The organism is Kitasatospora sp. NPDC034035, from assembly GCF_055575755.1.
Genome location: NZ_JBVISA010000011.1, coordinates 107,248 through 126,713, shown reverse-complemented (window position 1 = coordinate 126,713; position 19,466 = coordinate 107,248). Strand labels below are relative to the sequence as shown.

Annotated in this window: 16 protein-coding genes; 8 read left to right on the top strand and 8 right to left on the bottom strand. The window is 73.9% G+C overall.

Features of this window, described 5'->3' with window-relative positions; genetic code table 11:
- Positions 1–11 precede the first annotated feature (11 nt).
- The 3 genes from egtD to ACZ52J_RS17840 all read left to right on the top strand — a co-directional run bounded on the left by egtD (position 12) and on the right by ACZ52J_RS17840 (position 4,085).
- A complete protein-coding gene (egtD, locus tag ACZ52J_RS17850) occupies positions 12–983 on the top strand; it encodes an L-histidine N(alpha)-methyltransferase (RefSeq protein ID WP_465619843.1) in 972 nt (323 codons plus the stop codon).
- Positions 984–1,207: 224 nt separating this feature from the next.
- Positions 1,208–2,635, top strand: a complete 1,428-nt coding sequence (locus ACZ52J_RS17845) for a sugar porter family MFS transporter (RefSeq protein WP_465620012.1) — start codon at positions 1,208–1,210, stop codon at positions 2,633–2,635.
- A 139-nt stretch (positions 2,636–2,774) separates the two neighbouring features.
- The gene (locus ACZ52J_RS17840) at positions 2,775–4,085 is read left to right on the top strand and encodes a nitric oxide synthase oxygenase (RefSeq protein WP_465619841.1); all 1,311 of its coding nucleotides are present in this window, start codon (positions 2,775–2,777) and stop codon (positions 4,083–4,085) included.
- Between the two features lie 19 nt (positions 4,086–4,104).
- Here ACZ52J_RS17840 and ACZ52J_RS17835 read toward each other — a convergent pair whose 3' ends face one another.
- Positions 4,105–4,767, bottom strand: coding sequence for a TetR/AcrR family transcriptional regulator (locus ACZ52J_RS17835; RefSeq protein WP_360489895.1), 663 nt, complete (start codon positions 4,765–4,767; stop codon positions 4,105–4,107).
- A 171-nt stretch (positions 4,768–4,938) separates the two neighbouring features.
- Here ACZ52J_RS17835 and ACZ52J_RS17830 point away from each other — a divergent pair, with 171 nt between their 5' ends.
- The 4 genes from ACZ52J_RS17830 (at position 4,939) to ACZ52J_RS17815 (ending at position 9,769) form a co-directional block, all read left to right on the top strand.
- Positions 4,939–6,102: an acyl-CoA dehydrogenase family protein gene (locus tag ACZ52J_RS17830; protein WP_465619839.1), complete on the top strand. Its 1,164-nt coding sequence runs from the start codon at positions 4,939–4,941 to the stop codon at positions 6,100–6,102.
- 30 nt (positions 6,103–6,132) lie between these two features.
- Positions 6,133–7,332: a thiolase family protein gene (locus ACZ52J_RS17825; protein ID WP_465619837.1), complete on the top strand. Its 1,200-nt coding sequence runs from the start codon at positions 6,133–6,135 to the stop codon at positions 7,330–7,332.
- Between the two features lie 50 nt (positions 7,333–7,382).
- The gene (locus ACZ52J_RS17820; protein ID WP_360489901.1) at positions 7,383–8,141 is read left to right on the top strand and encodes a beta-ketoacyl-ACP reductase; all 759 of its coding nucleotides are present in this window, start codon (positions 7,383–7,385) and stop codon (positions 8,139–8,141) included.
- 257 nt (positions 8,142–8,398) lie between these two features.
- Entirely contained in the window at positions 8,399–9,769 is a 1,371-nt protein-coding gene (locus ACZ52J_RS17815; RefSeq protein WP_360489903.1) for a S53 family peptidase, read from the top strand.
- A 173-nt stretch (positions 9,770–9,942) separates the two neighbouring features.
- Here ACZ52J_RS17815 and ACZ52J_RS17810 read toward each other — a convergent pair whose 3' ends face one another.
- On the bottom strand, positions 9,943–11,880 hold the full coding sequence (locus ACZ52J_RS17810) for a hypothetical protein (RefSeq protein ID WP_465619834.1): 1,938 nt from the start codon (positions 11,878–11,880) through the stop codon (positions 9,943–9,945).
- A 597-nt stretch (positions 11,881–12,477) separates the two neighbouring features.
- Between ACZ52J_RS17810 and ACZ52J_RS17805 the strand changes: the two genes are divergently transcribed.
- Positions 12,478–12,987 carry an HAD domain-containing protein gene (locus ACZ52J_RS17805; RefSeq protein ID WP_465619832.1) on the top strand — a complete coding sequence of 170 codons (510 nt, stop codon included), beginning with the start codon at positions 12,478–12,480 and terminating at the stop codon, positions 12,985–12,987.
- 71 nt (positions 12,988–13,058) lie between these two features.
- Here ACZ52J_RS17805 and ACZ52J_RS17800 read toward each other — a convergent pair whose 3' ends face one another.
- The 6 genes from ACZ52J_RS17800 to ACZ52J_RS17775 form a co-directional block, all read right to left on the bottom strand.
- Positions 13,059–13,532: a hypothetical protein gene (locus ACZ52J_RS17800; protein WP_465619830.1), complete on the bottom strand. Its 474-nt coding sequence runs from the start codon at positions 13,530–13,532 to the stop codon at positions 13,059–13,061.
- Positions 13,533–13,678: 146 nt separating this feature from the next.
- The gene (locus ACZ52J_RS17795) at positions 13,679–17,641 is read right to left on the bottom strand and encodes a LysM peptidoglycan-binding domain-containing protein (protein WP_465619829.1); all 3,963 of its coding nucleotides are present in this window, start codon (positions 17,639–17,641) and stop codon (positions 13,679–13,681) included.
- Positions 17,641–18,090: a hypothetical protein gene (locus ACZ52J_RS17790; RefSeq protein WP_396287649.1), complete on the bottom strand. Its 450-nt coding sequence runs from the start codon at positions 18,088–18,090 to the stop codon at positions 17,641–17,643. Before ACZ52J_RS17790 ends, ACZ52J_RS17795 begins: the two co-directional genes overlap by 1 nt.
- Positions 18,091–18,249: 159 nt before the next feature.
- Positions 18,250–18,732 carry a TadE/TadG family type IV pilus assembly protein gene (locus tag ACZ52J_RS17785; protein ID WP_360489915.1) on the bottom strand — a complete coding sequence of 161 codons (483 nt, stop codon included), beginning with the start codon at positions 18,730–18,732 and terminating at the stop codon, positions 18,250–18,252.
- Entirely contained in the window at positions 18,729–19,103 is a 375-nt protein-coding gene (locus ACZ52J_RS17780; protein WP_465619827.1) for a TadE/TadG family type IV pilus assembly protein, read from the bottom strand. Before ACZ52J_RS17780 ends, ACZ52J_RS17785 begins: the two co-directional genes overlap by 4 nt.
- A gap of 38 nt (positions 19,104–19,141) precedes the next feature.
- Positions 19,142–19,432 (bottom strand): hypothetical protein, encoded by a 291-nt coding sequence (locus tag ACZ52J_RS17775; protein WP_360489919.1) that lies wholly within the window; start codon positions 19,430–19,432, stop codon positions 19,142–19,144.
- Between the last annotated feature and the right edge of the window lie 34 nt (positions 19,433–19,466).

The following is a 19,466-nucleotide window of genomic DNA, read 5'->3' as shown; positions in this document are numbered from 1 at the left end:
ACCACCCTGTCATGGACACCTTCGAGCTCACCCGACTGCTGCCCGCCGACCACTTCAGCACCACGTTGCGCCAGGACGTGCAGCACGGCCTGACCTCGGAACCCAAGTGGCTGCCGCCGAAGTGGTTCTACGACGCGCGGGGCAGCGAGCTGTTCGAGGAGATCACCCGGCTGCCCGAGTACTACCCGACCCGCGCCGAGCGGGCCATCCTCACCGCCCGGGCCGGCGAGATCGCCGCCGCCACCCGGGCCCACACCCTGGTCGAGCTGGGCTCCGGCTCCTCCGAGAAGACCCGGCTCCTCCTGGACGCGCTGCGCGCACTCGACACCCTGGAGACGTACGTCCCGGTGGACGTCAGCGAGAGCGCGCTGACCACCGCCGGCTCCGCGCTCGCCGGCGAGTACCCTGGCCTGGCCGTGCACGGCGTGCTGGCCGACTTCACCGCTCGGCTCGGACTGCCCCCCGAGGGCGGCCCGCGCCTGGTCGCCTTCCTCGGCGGCACCCTCGGCAACCTGCTGCCCGAGGAGCGCGCCGCCTTCCTGCGCGGCCTGCGTGCCGCCCTCGACCCCGGCGACTTCCTGCTACTCGGCACCGACCTGGTCAAGGACCCGGCGGTGCTGGTCGCCGCCTACGACGACTCCGCCGGGGTGACCGCCGAGTTCAACCGGAACGTGCTCAACGTGCTCAACCGCGAGCTGGGCGCCGACTTCGACCCGGACGCCTTCGAGCACGTCGCGCGCTGGGACGCCGAACAGGAGTGGATCGAGATGCGGCTGCGCTCGCTGCGCTCGCAGACCGTGAAGATCCCGGCCCTGGACCTGCCGGTGCACTTCGCCCGCGGCGAGGAGCTGCGCACCGAGGTGTCGGCCAAGTTCCGCCGCGAGCGAGTGGCCGGAGAGCTGGCGGCGGCGGGACTGCGACTGAGCCACTGGTGGACGGATCCGGAGGGCCGGTTCGGGCTCTCGCTCTCCGCCCCGGCGTGAGCGGCACCGCCCCGAACTCAGGCGGCCAGGCCCGAGGCGGAGCCCGGCCCGCGGCGGAGCCCGGCCCGCGGCGGTGGCCCGGTGGCCCGGTGGCCCGGTGGCTCAATTTGCTTGTTCACCTTACGAATTCTCGAAGCGAAAATTGAGCCCCCGGCCTACAAGAGTTAAATGAATAAGGGTTACGATCTCGGCGACCGAGCTCAGCGTTGAGTACCAGGAGTCAGATCGTGAGCGTCACCCAGAAGCCCTCCGGGGCGGTCGAGGACCCCGCGCCCGGCCGCCTCGGCTTCGTCGTCTTCATCACCGCCGCCGCGGCCCTCGGCGGGTTCCTGTTCGGCTACGACAGCTCCGTGATCAACGGCGCCGTCTCCGGCATCCAGGCGAAGTTCGGCGTCGGCGACGGCGTGACCGGCCTGATCGTCTCCTCGGCCCTGCTGGGCTCGGCGATCGGCGCGGCACTGGCCGGCCGGTTCGCCGACCGGTACGGCCGCATCAAGGTCATGAAGGCGGGCGCGCTGCTGTTCGCGGTCAGCGCCGTCGGCTCGATGCTGCCCTTCTCCGCCTGGGACCTCGCCCTGTGGCGCGTCCTCGGCGGCGCGGCCATCGGCATCGCCTCGGTGATCGCCCCGACCTACATCGCCGAGGTCGCGCCGACCAAGTACCGCGGCCGACTGGCCTCTTTCCAGCAGGCCGCGATCGTGCTCGGCATCGCGATATCCCAGCTGATCAACTGGATGCTGGCGCAGGCCGCCGGCGGCGACACCCGCGGCCAACTGCTCGGCCTGGAGGCCTGGCAGTGGATGCTCGGCATCTGCGTCGTCCCCGCCGCGGTCTACTTCGTGCTCTCCTCGGTCATCCCCGAGTCCCCGCGCTACCTGATCCAGGCCGACCGCCTGGCCGACGCCCGCAAGGTGCTCGCCCAGGTCGAGGGCGAGGGTGTGGACACCGACACCCGGATCGCCGAGATCCGGACGCTGATCGACTCCGACCACCGCCCGCGCTTCCGCGACCTGCTCGGCGGCCGCTTCGGCCTGCTGCCGATCGTCTGGGTCGGCATCGGCCTGTCGGTGTTCCAGCAGCTGGTCGGCATCAACGTGATCTTCTACTACTCGTCGATCCTGTGGCAGTCGGTCGGCATCGACCAGAGCAACTCGCTGATGATCAGCTTCATCGGCTCGGTCATCAACATCCTCGGCACCGTGATCGCGATCGTGCTGGTCGACCGGATCGGCCGCAAGCCGCTCGCCCTGATCGGCTCGGTCGGCATGGCGGTCGCACTCGGCACGGCCGGCTGGGCGTTCTCCTCGGCCACCGGCAGCGGCGACAACCTCACCCTGCCCGACCTCCAGGGCACCGTCGCCCTGATCGCCGCCAACGCCTTCGTGCTGTTCTTCGCGATGTCCTGGGGCGTGGTCGTCTGGGTGATGCTCGGCGAGATGTTCCCGAACCGGATCCGCGCCGCCGCGCTCTCCGTCGCCGCCTCCGCGCAGTGGATCGCCAACTGGGCGATCACCGTCTCGTTCCCGTCCATGTCGCGGTGGAACCTGTCGGCGACCTACCTGATCTACGCCGCCTTCGCGGCGCTGTCCGTCCCCTTCGTGGCGAAGTACCTGAAGGAGACCAAGGGCGTCCGACTGGAGGACATGGGCTGACAGCCGGAACATCGGCTGATCCGACAGTCTGACCTTCGGCCCCCGCACCCTAGCGCGCTCCGCGCGGGTGCGGGGGCCGAATCGTTCACTCTCTGCGGTGGACCGGACACCTCCGGTACTCCTGTGCGACAGGAGGGATGTGTCCTTGATCTTCAACCGGCTTCGCACCCGCAGAACCGCGGCCGCCACCATGACCGGCGGCTGCCCGTACGCCCACGACCACGCGCACCAGCAGCCGCAGGCCCACGTCGGCAGGCCAGACCCGGCGGCGTACCAGGCCCAGGCCTTCCGGGACCAGGCGTACCAGGGCCAGGCGTTCCAGGACCCCCTGACCGCGTCCGCGACCGCGGCCGTGCCCGCGCCGCCGCCGTTCACCGACCCGGACCAGGCCGCCGACTTCATCCGGCAGTTCCACCACGAACAGCCCGCCTCCGGGGACCCGCAGCCGCGGCTGCGCGCCGTTCTCGACGAGATCGACCGCACCGGCAGCTACCGGCACACCTCCGCCGAACTCGCCTACGGTGCCAAGCTCGCCTGGCGCAACGCCGCCCGGTGCATCGGCCGGCTCTACTGGCGCAGCCTGGTCGTCCGGGACCTGCGCCACCTCACCTCGGCCGACGACATCGCCGCCGAGTGCTTCGAGCACCTGCGGCTGGCGGGCAACGGCGGCCGGATCCGCCCGGTGGTCTCGGTGTTCGCCCCCGACCGCCCGGGCCGCCCGGCCGCCCGCATCCTCAACCAGCAGCTGGTCCGCTACGCCGGCCACCGGGTCGGCGAGGCCGTCGTCGGCGACCCGGCCGGCATCGCGCTCACCGCCCGCGCCCGCGACCTGGGCTGGAAGTGCGCCGAGGACCGCTTCGAGGTGCTGCCACTGCTGGTCCAGGAGCGGCCGGGCGAGCGGCCCGTACGGTACGAACTGCCGGACGGCACCACGCTGGAGGTGCCGCTGAGCCACCCCGAGTACGGCTGGTTCGCCGACCTCGGGCTGCGCTGGTACGCGGTGCCCGCGATCAGCGACATGACGCTGGAGATCGGCGGCGTCCGCTACCCGGCCGCGCCGTTCAACGGCTGGTACATGGGCACCGAGATCGGCGCCCGCAACCTCGCCGACGCCGACCGCTACGACATGCTCGGCACCGTCGCCGAACGGCTGGGCCTGGACACCTCCAGCGACCGCACGCTCTGGCGCGACCGCGCGCTGATCGAGCTCAACATCGCCGTGCTGCACTCCTTCCAGGAGGCCGGGGTGACGATCGCCGACCACCACACCGAGTCGGAACGTTTCCTCAAGCACGTCGCCCAGGAGAAGCGGCTCGGCCGGACGACCCCGGCGGACTGGAGCTGGATCGTGCCCCCGGTCTCGGGCGGGCTGACGCCGGTCTACCACCGGTACTACGACCCGGTGGACCCGGCGCTGCGGCCGGCCTTCGTCCCGCGCGAGCCCTGGTAGCGATGCCGGCGCCGCGAGGTCAGGGCCGTGCCGGGAGCCGCTCGAAGCGCAGGGCGAGCCCGTCCAGCAGGGCCTCCAAGCCGGTCTCGAAGGCGCCCTCGTCGACCGCCCCCCGGTGTCCGGCCAGCCGGTGCGCCTCGCCGAGGTGCGGGTAGTCGGCCGCGTCGTAGACCTCGGCGTCCGCCGGGAAGCCGGCCGCGAACGAGGCCAGTGCGGAGCCGGTGACGAAGTAGCGCATCAGCGCGCCGATCCTGGTCGCCTGGCCGCGTGGCCACCCGGTCTCGACCAGGTGACCGAAGACCGCGTCGGCCAGGCGCAGCGCGTTCGGCCGCCGCCCCGGGCCCTGGGCGAGGACCGGGACGATGTTGGGGTGGGCGGCCAGCGCGGCGCGGTAGGAACGGGCCCAGTCGCGCAGTGCCTGCGGCCAGGGAGTCCCGACGGTTCCGGTGGTCCCGACACTCCCGAACATCGACAGGTCGACTTCGCCGATGACGCTGTCCACCACCGCGTCCAGCAGCTCGTCCTTGGTGGCGAAGTGGTTGTAGAGCGAGGGCCCGCTGACCGACAGCTCGGTGGCGAGGCGGCGGGTGGAGAGGGCGTCCAGCCCCTCGTCGTCGATCAGCCGCAGGGCAGCGGCGACGATGCGCTCGCGGCTGAGCAGCGGGGTGCGTGGACGGGCCATCTCGGCGGCTGCCTCCGGTTCCTCCGGTCGGGTGTGCTGGGGACCGATTCTGGCAGGTGCCTCTTCCCAGCGCGGGCCGGGCGGGGCTACAGTCCCCCCAGAAAACTTGCAGCGCTAGTTTAATCGGTCCGGACCTCGCCCGGACCCTGGACACGGGATTCGGGAGCCGCCGTGAACCTGGAGTTGTCCGAGCAGCAGAGCGCCGTCCGGGACCTCGCCGCCTCCTTCACCGACCGCGAGATCGTGCCGTACGCCACCGAGTGGGATCGCGCCGAGTCCGTCGACCGCGCGATCATCGGCAAACTGGCGAAGGTCGGCTTCCTCGGCCTGACCATCCCCGAGGAGTACGGCGGCAGCGGCGGCGACCACCTCGCGTACTGTCTGGTCCTGGAGGAGCTCGGGCGCGGTGACTCGGCCGTGCGCGGGATCGTCTCGGTCTCGCTCGGCCTGGTCGGCAAGTCGATCAACGGCTTCGGCACCGAGGAGCAGAAGCGGCACTGGCTGCCCCGGCTCACCTCGGGCGAGGCGCTCGCCTGCTTCGCGCTCACCGAGCCCGGCACCGGCTCGGACGCCGCCAACCTCACCACCCGCGCGGTGCGGGACGGCTCGGACTGGCTGATCAGCGGCGCCAAGACGTTCATCACCAACGGCACCTGGGCCGACGTCGCCCTGGTCTTCGCCCGCACCGGCGGCAGCGAGCCCGAGCAGCGGGGGCACCGGGGCATCACCGCCTTCCTGGTCCCCACCGATCTGCCCGGCTTCACCCGCACCGAGATCCACGGCAAGCTGGGCCTGCGCGGCCAGGCCACCGCCGGACTCTCCTTCGAGAACGTCCGGGTGCCGGACAGCGCCCGGCTCGGCGAGGTCGGCAAGGGCTTCACGGTCGCGATGGCCGCGCTGGCCAAGGGCCGGATGTCGGTCGCGGCCGGCTGCGTCGGCATCGCCCGCGCCTGCCTGGAGGCCGCCGTCCGCTACGCGGGCGAGCGCGAACAGTTCGGCCGGACGATCGCCTCGCACCAGCTCGTCCAGGAGCTGCTGGCCGGCATCGCCGTGGACGTCGAGGCGGCCCGGCTGCTCACCTGGAAGGTCGCCGACCACATCGAGCGCGGCCTCCCGTTCGCCACCGAGTCCTCCGTCGCCAAGCTCTACGCGAGCGAGGCCGCCGTCCGGGCCGCCAACAACGCGCTCCAGGTGTTCGGCGGGTACGGATTCATCGACGAGTACCCGGTCGGCAAGTACCTGCGCGACGCGCGGGTGATGACCCTCTACGAGGGCACCAGCCAGATCCACCAACTGCTCATCGGACGCGCCCTCACCGGCGTCAACGCCTTCTGACCCACCCTCTTCGCTAAGGAGCCCGACGACGTGCGTCCTGTCTACTTCGCCGCCGCCCGCCGCACACCCATCGGCCGGCTGCGCGGAGCGCTCGCCACGGTCCGCCCGGACGACCTCTCCGCCACCGTGCTGCGCGCCCTGCTCGCCGACGTACCCGCCCTCGACCCGGCCCGGATCGACGACGTCTACTGGGGCGCCGCCAACCAGGCCGGCGAGGACAACCGCAACGCCGCCCGGATGGCCGTCCTGCTGGCCGGCCTGCCGGAGACCGTCCCCGGAGCCACCGTCAACCGGCTCTGCGCCTCCGGCCTGGAAGCCGTCACCCTCGCCGCCCGGGCCATCGGTTCCGGCGAGGCCGACGTGGTGCTGGCCGGCGGCTGCGAGTCGATGACCCGCGCCCCCTTCGTCCTGCCCCGCCCCGACGAGGCGCTGCCGCACCGGATGGAGACCTACGACACCCGGCTCGGCTGGCGGCTCACCAACCCCCGGATGGCCGACCTGCACGGCGTGCTCAGCATGGGCGAGACCGCCGAGGAGGTGGCCGGCCGGTACGGCATCACCCGTGAGCGCCAGGACGCCTTCGCACTGCGCAGCCACCAGCGGGCCGCCGCCGCCCGCAAGGACGGGCACTTCGACGCCGAGCTGATCCCGGTCGAACGGCCGGACGGGGTGACGGTGAGCCAGGACGAGAGCATCCGCGAGGACACCAGCCTGGCGAAGCTCGCCGGGCTCAAGCCGGTCTTCCGGCCCGGAGGTACCGTCACGGCCGGGAACGCCTCGCCGATGAACGACGGCGCGGCCGGACTGGTCCTGGTCAGCGAGGAGGCCCTGCGCGACCTCGGGCTGCAGCCTCTCGGCCGGTACGTGGCCGGCGCCTCGGCCGGGGTGCACCCGGACGTCATGGGCATCGGCCCGGTGCCGGCGACGGCGAAGGTGCTCGGGCGGGCCGGCTGGTCGCTCGCGGACCTGGAGACCGCCGAGCTCAACGAGGCCTTCGCCGCCCAGGCACTGGCCTCCGCCGACGGCATCGGCTTCGACCCCGAGCAGGCCGACGCGCTGGTCAACCCCAGCGGCGGGGCGATCGCCCTCGGCCACCCCCTGGGCGGCTCCGGCGCCCGCATCCTCACCACCCTGCTGCACCGGATGCGCCGTACCGGCGCCCGGCGCGGCCTGGCCACCATGTGCGTGGGCGTGGGGCAGGGTACGGCCGTGCTGGTCGAGAACGTCTGACAGCGGACAGACAGCAGATGGCAGCCGACACACTCTTCCAAGGAGTTCACATGACGCGTTTCGCGGGCAAGGTCGCCGTGGTGACCGGCGCGGCACAGGGCATCGGGGCGGCCACCGCCCGTTTGCTGGCCGAGGAGGGCGCGGCGGTCGCCGTGGTCGACCTCAGCGCCGAGCGGGCGGCCGGGACGGTCGCCGAGATCACCGCCAAGGGCGGCACCGCCCGGGCGTACGGCTGCGACGTGGCCGACTACGACGCCGTCGAGGCGGTGTTCGCGCAGATCGCCGCCGACCTCGGCGGGGTGCACATCCTGGTGAACAACGCCGGGATCACCCGGGACAACCTGTTCTTCAAGATGCCCAAGTCCGACTGGGACACGGTGCTGACGGTCAACCTGACCAGCGCGTACAACTGCAGCCACGTCGCACAGAAGTACATGGTGGCGCAGAAGTACGGGAAGATCGTCTCGCTCAGCTCGCGCTCCGCCCTCGGCAACCGGGGCCAGGCGAACTACGCGGCCGCCAAGGCCGGCATCCAGGGCCTCACCGCGACCCTGGCCATCGAGCTCGGGCCGTTCAACATCAACGTCAACGCCGTCGCCCCGGGCTACATCGCCACCCCGATGACCGCGGCCACCGCCGAGCGGGTCGGCAGCACGGCCGAGGACCACCAGACCGAGGTCGCCGCCCGTACGCCGCTGCGCCGGGTCGGGCAGCCGGAGGAGATCGCGTCGGTGGTCGCCTTCCTGGCGAGCGAGGACGCCTCGTACGTCAGCGGGCAGACCCTGTACGTCAACGGCGGGGCGCGGTAGTCCGGGGGTTGAACCGGGCGGGGTCAGTGGATACGCTTGATATTCATTGAATATGACTGACGTGTCATCAGATGGCCGTTCCAGGTGCATGGTTACCTTCACCTGGGACGGCCTTTACCTTTTCTCGTGGCCGAGCATGACCATGGTAGTGATCACATGACCCCACCAAATGACTATGGCATGATCATGTGGCACTCGATGGGATGGCCCAACCGACCCGACCGGACCCGGTCGGGCCCTGCGTCCCAAGGAGTTCCATGGGCAGCCCCGCTCCCCTCCGCCGCGCCATGGCGCTGCTCGCCGTCGGAGCCACCGCTCTGACCGCCGGCACCGTCGCCGTCCCGGCCGCCGGCGCCGCGACCGCCGCCCCCTCGCACAACCTGACGGGCGTCCACGTCCGCCCCGCCTCCTTCGGGCACCACAACGCCCAGGCGCGCCCCGCCCCGCTGACCACCACCCAGTGCGTCAGCCAGATCGGCATCCACTGCTACTCGCCGCTGCAGTACCGCGCCGCCTACAACCTGAGCCCGCTGTACGACCAGGGGATCACCGGCAAGGGCCGCACGATCGTCATCGTCGACTCCTTCGGCTCGCCGACCATCCAGCACGACCTGGAGGTCTTCGACAAGCAGTGGGGCATCCCGGACACCAACGTCGAGGTGGTCAAGTGGGGTAACGTCCCCGTCTTCGACCCCACCAACCCCGACCACACCGGCTGGGCCGGCGAGACCACCCTGGACGTCGAGTACGCCCACGCGGTCGCCCCCGACGCGCACATCGTCCTGGTCGAGACCGGCGTCGCCGAGACCGAGGGCACCACCGGCCTGCCCGAGATGATGGACGCCGAGAAGAGCCTGATCAAGTCGGGCCGCGGCGACGTCATCTCGCAGAGCTTCGGCGCCACCGAGAACACCTTCCCGGGGTACGACAAGGGCGACTTCAAGTCGCTGACCGACCTGCGCTACGCGTTCCAGGCCGCCGCCGACCACAACGTCACGGTGCTCGCCGCCTCCGGCGACAACGGCGCCACCGACGCGAAGGAGAACGGCACCGACCTGTACCCGTACAAGGTCAACTCCTGGCCGTCCTCGGACCCGCTGGTCACCTCCATCGGCGGCACCCAGCTCACCCTCGACGACTCCGGCAAGCGCACCGCGGCCGACAAGGTGTGGCACGACAACTACGGCGCCGGCGGCGGCGGCGTCTCCGGCATCTTCGAGCGCCCGTGGTACCAGGCCGGCGTCGCCAACGTCACCGGCAACCACCGCGGCACGCCCGACATCAGCATGAGCGCGGCGGTCGACGGCGGGGCCTGGACCTACGAGTCCTACGACCCGACCGCGGTCGGCTGGCACCTCACCGGCGGCACCAGCGAGGCCACCCCGATCTTCTCGGGTGTCGTCGCGCTCGCCGACCAGCTCGCCGGCCACCGCCTGGGCCAGCTCAACTGGCGCCTGTACGGCCTGAACCTGCTCCCGAGCCAGTGGAGCGGCATCGTGGACGTGAAGGACGGCGACAACGGCTGGGGCGGAGTCACCGGCAACAACGCCACCGCGGGCTACGACCTCGCCAGCGGCCTGGGCACCATCGACGCCGCCAAGTTCGTGCACGCGATCGCCGGTCGGTGATCGGGTAGCGGCTCGGTCGGCCGGTAGCGGCTGAACGGCTGAACGGCCGGACCGCCGCACAGCTGACAAACGACAGCGGACAGCTGACAGATTTCGAAATCTGTCAGCTGTCCGCTGTTTTCTGTTTGCTGTTCTCTGTCAGCTGGCCGCTGTCAGCTGTCTTCGGTTACCCGTCAGCCGGTGGCGGCCAGCTGGGCGAGGTAGCGCTCGGCGGCGCGGAGCTTGCGGCCCTCGGGACCCGGGAGATAGGCGCGCAGCTCGATGATCTCCGGGGCGATGCGGATGGCCTCCGCGCGGTCGGTGATCGAGCGCCAGCAGGCCTCGGCGTTGGTGGCCGCCTGCTGGGTCTCCGGGTGCTCCGGACCCTGCGAGCGGAGCAGCGTCAGGGCCACCTCGCGGTAGATGTCCGCGGCCTCGGCCGGGCGGCCCGCGAGTCGGCACACGTGCGCCCGTACCTGGCGCACCTGGAGGACCGGCTCGGAGACGGCGCCGTGCTCGGCGATCGCCTCCAGTTCGAGGGCGAAGGCCAGGTCGGTCGCGGCGGCATGGTCCCCTGCGTCGGCACTGCGGACGATCCGTCCGATGACCTCGCGGTAGTCCGCGCGGGGCCGGCCGGCCGCCGGTGCATCAGCGGGGGCTTCGGCCGGGGCATCGACCGGGGCATCGACCGGGGCATCGGCGGGAGCCTCCCCCGGAGCGGGCGGAGCGTCGGTCGGCACCTCGTCCTGCGGCACGGCGTCGGCGGGGACCTCGTCGGCCGCGACCTCGCCGGTCGGCGCGGCCTCGGCCGGGACGGCGTCCCGGGGTTCCTGCACGGCCTCGGCCGTCTCCTCGGCCTCCTCTGCCGTCTCCTCGGCGCCCTCCGGCGTCTCCGCGACGTCGGCAACCTCGGCCGTCTCCGAGGCCAGGGCCTCCGCGGCCGCCACCGCGTCCTCCACCTGCGGGAGTTCGGCCTCGACCACGGCGTCGGGTGCCTCCGGCCGGCCCTTGAGGAGCGTGACGCCGGCCTTGGGCGCAATCTCCTCGGGCACGGTGTCCTCGGGCGCAATCTCCTCGGGCACGGTGTCCTCGGGCACGGTGTCCTCGGGCACGGTGTCGGCCGGGGTCGCCTTGCGCAGGGTCACGCCCGGTGCCACCACGGACTCGCCCGCCTTCAGCAGGCTGACCGGGCGGGCCGGCCGGGGCGGGGTGGGCGGCACGCCCGGCTTGACGAGGCTCACCGGGCCGCCGACGCCCACCGGAGCGGCGGGAGGGGCCGGTACCGGCCACGCGGCGACGTCGTCCTGCGGCTGCGCCGGACGCGGCAGCAGCGGTGCCGCGGGCGGCGGGAACGCGGGCACCGCGTCCGTGAGCGGCACCACGTCCGTCACCGGCGGCAGGTCGGCCACCGGGCCGTCGCCGCGCCGGGCGGTGTTGCGGAAGAACGGACGGTCCGGGGCGTGCGTGGCCAGGATGACCACGTCCGGCCGCAGCACCGAGTACACCTGTTGCCGCAGCTGCTCGGGCGCGATCACCTCGCCCGCGCCGGGCCGGCCGCCGTGCAGTGCCTCGATCAGGGCGCGGGTGAAGGTGCCGATCTGCTCCGGGTCCGGGCTGACGACGGCCCACAGCGGGATGCCCTCGCTGAGCGGCGAGACGGTGCCCTGGAGGTACGGCCAGGCGTTCTGGTCGGCGCTCAGGTCGGCGATGACCAGGGTCTGCCACTCGGCCGGGCGGTGGCTCAGCTCGGCGGCGATGGCCTGCCAGGGCAGGCCGTCCTGCCTGGCGTCGCGCAGGGTCAGCTGCAGCTGGCCGCCGCGCTTGTCGGCGACCACGTGGCCGCCCACGTGCACCAGTAGCGGCCCGGGGTGCCGGGAGGCGGCCCGCAGGTGGGCGAGGACGGTGTGCGGGTCGCTGGCGCCCGGGAGGTGGACGGCGTCCACCGCGTCGGCGGCGAGCAGGACCTGCGGCGAGACGGCGGCGAGCATCGCCGAGAGCACCGGTGCCTGGGTCGGGCCGCCCCGGCCCCAGGTGCGGCGGCCGGAGTTGCCGTACCCGCCCTCGATCACCAGGATCCGTCCGCGCGGCGCGGCACCGAGACCACCGAGCCCGCCGGCGGCCACACCCGGCATGCCACCCGGCATTCCGCCGGCGCCCGCGACCGGGAACGGCGGCGGCGTCGCCGAGGACGCCGCACCTGCGGCGGGCAGGCCGGTGAGCGTCCATCCGGTCGGCGCAACGGGTGGCGCGACAGGCGGACCGGCAAGCGGACCGGCAGGCGGACCCGCCGGAGGGGCGAGCGGCGGCGTGGGCACCTGCAGGGGCTGCTGCGCAGCCGGAGCGGGCGCGGAAGCGGGCTCCGGGACGGGAGCAGGAGCCGGCGCCGCAGTGGGCACCGGAGCCGGTACGGCCGGGGGTGCTGGCGGCGGCTCGTAGAGCGCGGCGGGCCCGGGCGGGTGCTCCTCGGACGGGACGCGCGGGGGTGGCGGTACGGCGTCCCAGGGGCCCGAGTCCGCTGCCGGGTCGGGGCCTCCGGAAACCGCTGTCGTCTCCGCCATCTCCTGGTCACCGCCCCGCCCCGCCGCCCCGCGGCGTCTGATGCCCTTGCCTGTGTGGTGCTTGCCACCACACTCCGTGCGCGCCACCCTACGAGATCCCGGCGCACCCTATCCAGGCCGGGTCGCCGATCGGCTCGTCAGGCCGCCCGTGGCGCCCGCTATCGTGCCGCCATGACCGGTACCGACCGCCCTTTGCTCTTCCTCGACGTGGACGGACCGCTGATCCCCTTCGGTTCCCCTCCCCCGGGCGGCTACCCCACCTACCGCAGCCCGTCGGGCTCCGGCGCGACGCCGGGCGGGAACCCCCTGGTGACCCGCGCCAACCCTGCGCTGGGGCCGCGCCTGCTGAGCCTTGGCTGCGACCTGGTGTGGGCGACGACCTGGCTGGAGGACGCCAACGACTGCCTGGCACCGTGGCTGGGTCTTCCGCAACTGCCCGTCGTGGACTGGCCGCTGGAGGAGCAGGACGAGCCGCGCGGCGTGCACTGGAAGACCCGCACGCTGGTGGCCCGGGCCGCCGACCGCCCGTTCGCCTGGCTGGACGACGAGATCACCGAGGCGGACCGCCGCTGGGTCGCGGCCCACTCCCCGGCCCGCGCATTCCTCCACCGGGTGAACCCCCAACGAGGCCTCACCGCAGCGGACTTCACCGCTCTGGAGACCTGGCTGCGCACCGTCTGAGCAAGAACTCCGTACACGAAATCCGCGCACGAAATCCGAGCACACTGTCCGAGCACGAACCGCCCGGTCGGCTACGGCCTCGGGTGGGGCGCGACCGCGAGGCGCTCCGCGGCGGCGGCGATGAACGCTGCGACCGCTGCCTCGAACTCGGCTTCCCGGTCCTTGAGTTCGACCGGGTCGACCGCCTCGGGCAACGCCCCCACGCACGCGAACGCGGCGTCGGCGAGCGGCTCGGGACGGCCGGACACCAGTCGCAGCCGGAACCGCGCCGTCTCGGCCAGGGCGCCCAGCCGGTCGGCCTCGGCGAGCGCCGGTCCGCAGGCGAGCGGGTCCGACCGACGCAGCCATACGGTGACGACCGCCCGCTTGAGCTCGGTCACGGCCGCGGCGAACCCGCTGTACGCGGCCAGGCATTCCTGGCGCAGCAGTTCCTCGCGTGCCCTCGCCTCGGTCCGCGCGGCGGCCCGCTGCTGGAAGAGGTGGGTGCTGAGGGCCCCCAGCAGGGTGCCGAGGACCGCGATCAGACTCCCGAGCACCGCGCTCATCCTCCTCCGCACCCCGCTCCACGGCTGCCGACGGCGTGCCCCGGCCGCGCGGCACCGGCACCGGCACCGGCACCGGCACCGGCACCGGCACCGGCACCGGCGGATGCCACGCGGCCGAGGACGGTTCCTCCCCGCAACGGAGCCCCTCAGGACCCGGCGAGCAGGTCCCGCAGCAGGGTGACGGTGTCGGAGTCGAGGTCGCGGCCGGTGCGGCGGCTGAGGGCGTCCAGCCGGTTGACGGCGCGCAGGAGCTGGTCGCGTGCGCCGGCCGAGGCGTAGGCGTAGAACAGGTCCCGGTGCAGGAGTTCGACGTCCGGGGCCACCGCGAGGCCGCGGAAGACGGCTGCCTCGGCGCTGCGGTGGTCGCCGTACTGCAGGCGGCGGGCGGCCAGTTCATGGGCGGTGTCGACGATCGCCGCGATCATGTCCTGGCGCTCGGCCTCGGCCCAGCCGTACGAGGCGGGCGGGGCCTCGGCGAACGGGGCGCCGCGGACCAGGGCGAGCGCGTGGGCCAGGGCGGCGTCGGCGGTGGCGCTGGTGCTGCGCATGCCGCGCCGGTAGAGGCTGCGGAACTCGTCCCAGTCGCAGGTGACCGCCGGGGTGAACGAGTAGCCCTCGGTGGTGTCGGTGGGCAGGAAGGCGCGGCCCTCGGGCGAGATGCCGAACCAGGCGGACAGGTCGGCGAGTTTGCCCGGCAGCGGGCTCTTGGCGTCGGCCGCGGTGGGGTGCGGGTCGAGGTGTGCGGCGCCGGGGTGCAGGTCGTGGTCGAGGGCGTGGTGGTCGGAGCCGGGGCGCAGCGCGAGGTAGACGGCGAGCTCGGTGAGCCGGGGCAGCGCGCCGGTTTCGGCGGTGCCGAGGACGCCCGCGACGTCCACCGGGCCGAGCAGCCGGATCCGGGGCGCGTTGCGGGCGGCGTGCGCCTCCGGGGACCGGAGGATGGCGAGCAGGTCGTCGCTGTCGCTGCGACCGAGTGCGGTCCGGGCGACGGGGGCGACGGCGGCGGCAGCGGAGCCGGGCTCGGAGGCGGATCCGGAGGCGGATCCGGAGGCGGGACCGGGCTCCACCCCGGGCTCGGCGGCGCCGGCTTCGGCGTCCTCGGTCTCCACCGCCTCGGCCTCGGCCTCGGTTTCGGAAACGGTTGCGGTTGCGGCTACGGCTCCGGGTCCCGCCTCGACAGTCGGCTGCGGCTCCTCGACGGGCTCCGGGGTGACCGGACGCGGCACGACCGGCTGGACGGCGAGCACGGCCGTCGGAGCGGCCTCCGCCGGGGCGTCCACCGCCTCGGCAACCACCTCGCCAGTCGCCTCCTCGCCGACCCCGGCAGCGGTCCCCTCCGGCTCCTCGGCCTCCGGCGCTCCCGGCCGCCGCAGGTCCCGGGTGGCCTCGTCGCCCGCCGCCTGCCGTCCCTGCCCGTTGACCGCGAAACGCGCCGGACCGGCCGGAACCGAAGCCGGACCAGTCGGCGCCGGGGCGGGCGTCACCGGGTCCGTGCCCGCGAACGGGCTGGCCCCGGTGCCGATGACCCGGGCGAGCAGCCGCGGGCCGGCGGCCGTGTCCGCACCGCTCTCCGGCGCACCGCTCTCCGCCGCACCGCCGGAGGCCCCGACGGCGACCAGTACCGGTACGGCGGCGGGCAGTTCGGTGGTGTCGGTGTCCTCCGGCCCGTCCAGGGTCCAGGCCGGGGCGGGGTGCTGGGTGGTGTCGTCGGCGGCCCGGAGCAGCTCGGCGACCTGGTCGTACTGCCGCGCGCTGAGCCGCTGCAGCTCGACGGTGAGGTGCAGGCCGGGGATGGCGGCCTGGCCGGTGGTCGGGAGGGTCCAGCGGGCGACCGGGCCGGTTCCGCGCTCGGGGGCGAGGGTGATGACGGCGACGCAGGTGCGCGGACGGCCGTCGAGCAGCCGGCCGAGCTCGGCGGGGATCCCGCCGCCGGGCTGCTGGGCGCAGAGCACGATCTCGGGGATCCACGACTCGTCGGCCTGGCCCCGGCTGCGGGCGTCGCGCGGGCTGGCGGCCTCGGCGGCGACCAGGGTGGCGCGGGCCTTGGCGGTGCGCGGGCCGAGGGCGGCGAGCGCGGCCTCCAGGGTGGTGTGGCGGTGCACGCGTTCGGCGGCCGGGCCGCTGATCGGCACCTCCTCGGCGAGGTCGACCAGGTGCAGGTGGAGCCGGTCGGCGAGCGGGCTGTGGGCGAGTTCGATGGCGAGGGTGCGCAGCACGTCGCGGGCGTCGTCCGGGTGGCCGGAGAGGTGGAGCAACCGGACGGCCTCCAGGTCGGCGAGGACCACCGAGCCGTCGGGCGAGGTACCGAGGGTGACCAGCGCGGGGTACGGCGCGGCGGTCTTGCGGGCCTGGGCGGCGCTGAGCATGTCGCCGGACTCGGCGCTGCACCACCAGACGTTGGCGGCGTGCGCGGCGCGGAACGGCGCGATCGGGGTGGCCGGTCCGGACAGGTGCAGCTCGACGGTGTGGCCGGGGGTGATCCGGGCGGCGACGATGGCGGGCAGGCGTTTGCCGCCGCGCACGGTGTTGCGGGCCAGGGTGCGCAGGGCGCGGTCCAGCAGTTCGAGCCCGGCCTGGTCCTGCCGCGCCATCAGCTCGTTCTCGAAGGCGGCGGCCTCGGCGGCGGGCATCGCGATGCGGTGCCGGGGGCGGCGGGCGCGCTGCTGGGTGCCGCGCTTGTGGGCGACGGTGCCGACCATGATGGCGGCAAGCAGGATGCCGACGGTGGAGGCCGTGAGGGCGACGGTGTAGTCGTCGTTGGTAGCCGGGTCGGCGTGCGCGGCGGGCGCGGGCGCCGGGGTGGGCGCGTGCGTCGGCGCCGGCGCCGGCTGCGGCGCGCCCTGCGACGGCGCGGGAGCCGGTGCAGGGGCCGGAGCGGGCGCTGGGGCCGGAGCGGGCGCGGGCACCGGAGCCGGAGCAGGGGCCGGAGCGGGCGCGGGCGTGGCGGCCGCTCCCGGCACCGTGAGCACCATCCCCGGCACCACCACGTCCGGGTTGGTCAGCTGCTCCCCGTCCGGTGCCTGCACTCCCTTGTTGGCCTCGAACAGCTTCGGCCACTCCTCCCCGTCCCCCAGCTCCCGCTGGGCGATGGCCGACAGGCTGTCCCCGGCCTGCACGGTGACGGTCCGCTGCCCGCCCGTGCCCGCGCCCGGCTCCGTCCCGGCCTGCGGCGAGGTCCCCTGGGGCGAGGTTCCCTGCGGAGTCCCCTGCGCCGTGTCGCCCAAGGGCGCGGGCGCCGGAGCGGGCGCGGGTGCCGGCGTCGGGCTCTTCGCCTCGTCCGGCTTGGCGTCCGCCGGCATCAGCAGTTCCCAGCCGGGCTGGATCGGCCGGTCGGCGTCGAAGCGGATGCCCGAATCGTCCATCACCCGCCCGTCGTTGAGCTTGGCGATCTCCATCCACCGTTCGCCCGAGCCCAGTTGTCGCTCGGCGATGGACCACAGGCTGTCGGCGGGCCGGCTGTCCCGCACGGTGTACGTGGGCTGCTGCTCGGCGGCGGGTGTCAGGGCGGGCGCGGACTGCGCGGCGGGCAGGGCGGCGCGCTGCACGCCCGGGGTCAACTGGGCCTGGACGGCCGGGGTGTGGGTCAGTTCGGGCACGGCCGCGAAGGCCGAGCCGGCCACCGGCAGCAGGGCGAGCACCGAGCCGACCAGCCCGGCCGCGATCCGCTGGCTCCAGCCGAAGGCCGGGATCCGGCGGGCGATCCGGCCGCGCAGCTGGGCGGGGATCTCCAGCAGGACGGAGAGCGCGAAGCACCCCCAGGCGAGCCAGCCGACCCCCACCAGCGCCCACAGGAACAGCCGTCCGTCGTCCGGGCTGGTGAGCGCCTCGCCCACGCCGCCCGGCGCGACGTCACCCATCCCGGCGACCGCGTGGGTGCCGTACAGCAGCAGCGCGGGGACACCGACCAGCAGGACGAGCAGGGTGACCAGCGCGGCGAGCGCGGTGATCAGGGCGCCGCCGCGGCCGCCGCCGCGCGGCGGTCGGGGCGTCGGCGCGCCGGGCCGTCGCGTGCCCCCGCCGCCTCTGTGCGTGGCTCCGGTATGCGTGGCTCCGGCCCGGCCGGTACGGGCCTGGGCGGTTCGGGCCTGGTCCTTGGCACGTGGCGCGGCCATCAGTCGGTCTCCGCTTTCTCGACTCCGTGGACGAGGGTCGCACTGCCCTTGCCCGTTACCTTCCGCTCCCCGAGGGCGCCCAGCAGGACGGGCCGGTAGTCGGCCTGCACGGTGACGGTGACGACCTTGCCGTCACCGGAGAACTCGATGCCGCCGGCCTTCAGGCCGTACAGGCCGAGGTAGGCGTCGGCGGCGTCCCGGACGTACTTCTCCTCGACCTTGAAGCCCGCCCCCTGCAGCACGGCGGCCTGGTCGAGCTGCTGTCCGCCGACCCGCGCGGCCTCCTGGGCGTAGGCGTCGGTGCGCTCGGCGACCCGCAGTCGGCCGCCCGCGTCGATCACCAGGGCGATGACGAGGACGACGTAGGCCGCGCAGATGGCGACGAAGAGGGCCACCGCGCCCCGGTCGGACCGGCGCGCCCGCGCCCGTCGCCGCAGACGGCTCACCACCCGCATCCCCTCCCCCCAATCCGCACGCTGTTCTCCCCACCGGCCCCACCGGGCGCCACTCGGTACCGTTGCGTCATCCCCCGAGCGCTCTCCGCTTGCGTCTCCCCCGCGGGGGCCGCCTCCAATCCCCCGTTTTCGCCGTGGCGGCGGCGCGCGTCGTCATGTGCCCCGGTAGCGGTCCACCACCGAGGTGAACTCGCCGACGAGGTGTTTCGTCACGGGCACTCCGGACGGTCCACCGAGCAGGTCGGCCAGTTCGACGTCGCAGACCACCGTGACCTTGACGGTCGTGACCGGGCCGCCCGGCAGGTCCAGCTCACCCTTGACCACGTGGACGTCGCCGTTCCGGCAGGACACACCCTGCTGGCGCAGCGACGCGAAGGCGGAGTCCCTGGCCGGCTGGTCCATCCCGTCCACGCTGCGCTGCAGCGAGGCGGTCCGGGCGCCGGCGCGGGCGGCGGCCTCGACGCTGCCGGCCGTGGTCTGCACCCGTCCGGCGGCGATGGCCACCAGGACCAGGCCGACCACGGGCGGCACGACGATCGCCGCCTCGATCGCGACCCCGCCGCGGTCCCGCCGCCGGGGGCGCCACCGGCGCAGGCGTGAACCGGGCGGGCGCGCACCGGGCAGCCCCGGTCTCACGGCTTCACCACCGGCGGTACGAAGCGCTCGCGCGGCGCCTCGGCGAACTGCGTGACGCTGGGCGCCGAGAGCCCGGGTATCAGCAGCGGCGGCGTCAGTTCCACGGTGACCCGGATGGTCTCGGGCGTGCTGCCGTCGGTCCGCACCGTGTAGTCGTGCGCGCCCTGCCGGTCGAGGAAGTCCCGGGCCTGCCGGCGCGCCGCATCGTTCTTCACCTCGTCCGTCGCGTTCCCCTGTACCCGCCCGGCGTCCACGCCCTCGCGGGCGGCGCTGAGCGCGACCTGCCGGTCGTACCACCACAGTGCGGCCTGGACGACGAGTAGCAGGAGCAGCAGGACGACCGGGAAGACGATGGCGAGACTGACGCTCATCGACCCCCGGTCGGCTCCGCGGCGGAGAGGACGGCGCATCACTTGGTGGCGCCGCCCGCGGCCGCGCCGCCCGGCAGGTTCGGGTCCTGCTCCACCTTCTGGACGACCTTGTCCTTCAGCAGGTACAGCGCGGTCGCGACGGCGCCTGCGACGAACACCAACGCGATGATGGCGAGAGCGAGTTCGATGCTGATCGCGCCGCGGTCGCCACGCGCCCGGGCGGCCCGCAGCCGGCCGAGCCGCAGCGTGAACAGCAGCAGGGCGAACTGCACCGGCAACAGGACGGGCCGCAGTGCCCGGCCGGCCAGCTGGGCGAGTCGTACGGTCATCGGTTCTCCCGGGGATGTGCGATGTGGTGTGGGG

Excerpts from the sequence above, each read along its gene's own strand:
- egtD (WP_465619843.1), top strand. The coding sequence starts at position 12 with ATGGACACCTTCGAGCTCACCCGACTGCTGCCCGCCGACCACTTCAGC.
- ACZ52J_RS17835 (WP_360489895.1), bottom strand. The coding sequence starts at position 4,767 with ATGGCCCGTCCACGCACCCCGCTGCTCAGCCGCGAGCGCATCGTCGCC.
- ACZ52J_RS17820 (WP_360489901.1), top strand. The coding sequence starts at position 7,383 with ATGACGCGTTTCGCGGGCAAGGTCGCCGTGGTGACCGGCGCGGCACAG.
- ACZ52J_RS17815 (WP_360489903.1), top strand. The coding sequence starts at position 8,399 with ATGGGCAGCCCCGCTCCCCTCCGCCGCGCCATGGCGCTGCTCGCCGTC.
- ACZ52J_RS17810 (WP_465619834.1), bottom strand. The coding sequence starts at position 11,880 with ATGCCGGGTGTGGCCGCCGGCGGGCTCGGTGGTCTCGGTGCCGCGCCG.
- ACZ52J_RS17805 (WP_465619832.1), top strand. The coding sequence starts at position 12,478 with ATGACCGGTACCGACCGCCCTTTGCTCTTCCTCGACGTGGACGGACCG.
- ACZ52J_RS17800 (WP_465619830.1), bottom strand. The coding sequence starts at position 13,532 with ATGAGCGCGGTGCTCGGGAGTCTGATCGCGGTCCTCGGCACCCTGCTG.
- ACZ52J_RS17795 (WP_465619829.1), bottom strand. The coding sequence starts at position 17,641 with ATGGCCGCGCCACGTGCCAAGGACCAGGCCCGAACCGCCCAGGCCCGT.
- ACZ52J_RS17780 (WP_465619827.1), bottom strand. The coding sequence starts at position 19,103 with ATGAGCGTCAGTCTCGCCATCGTCTTCCCGGTCGTCCTGCTGCTCCTG.
- ACZ52J_RS17775 (WP_360489919.1), bottom strand. The coding sequence starts at position 19,432 with ATGACCGTACGACTCGCCCAGCTGGCCGGCCGGGCACTGCGGCCCGTC.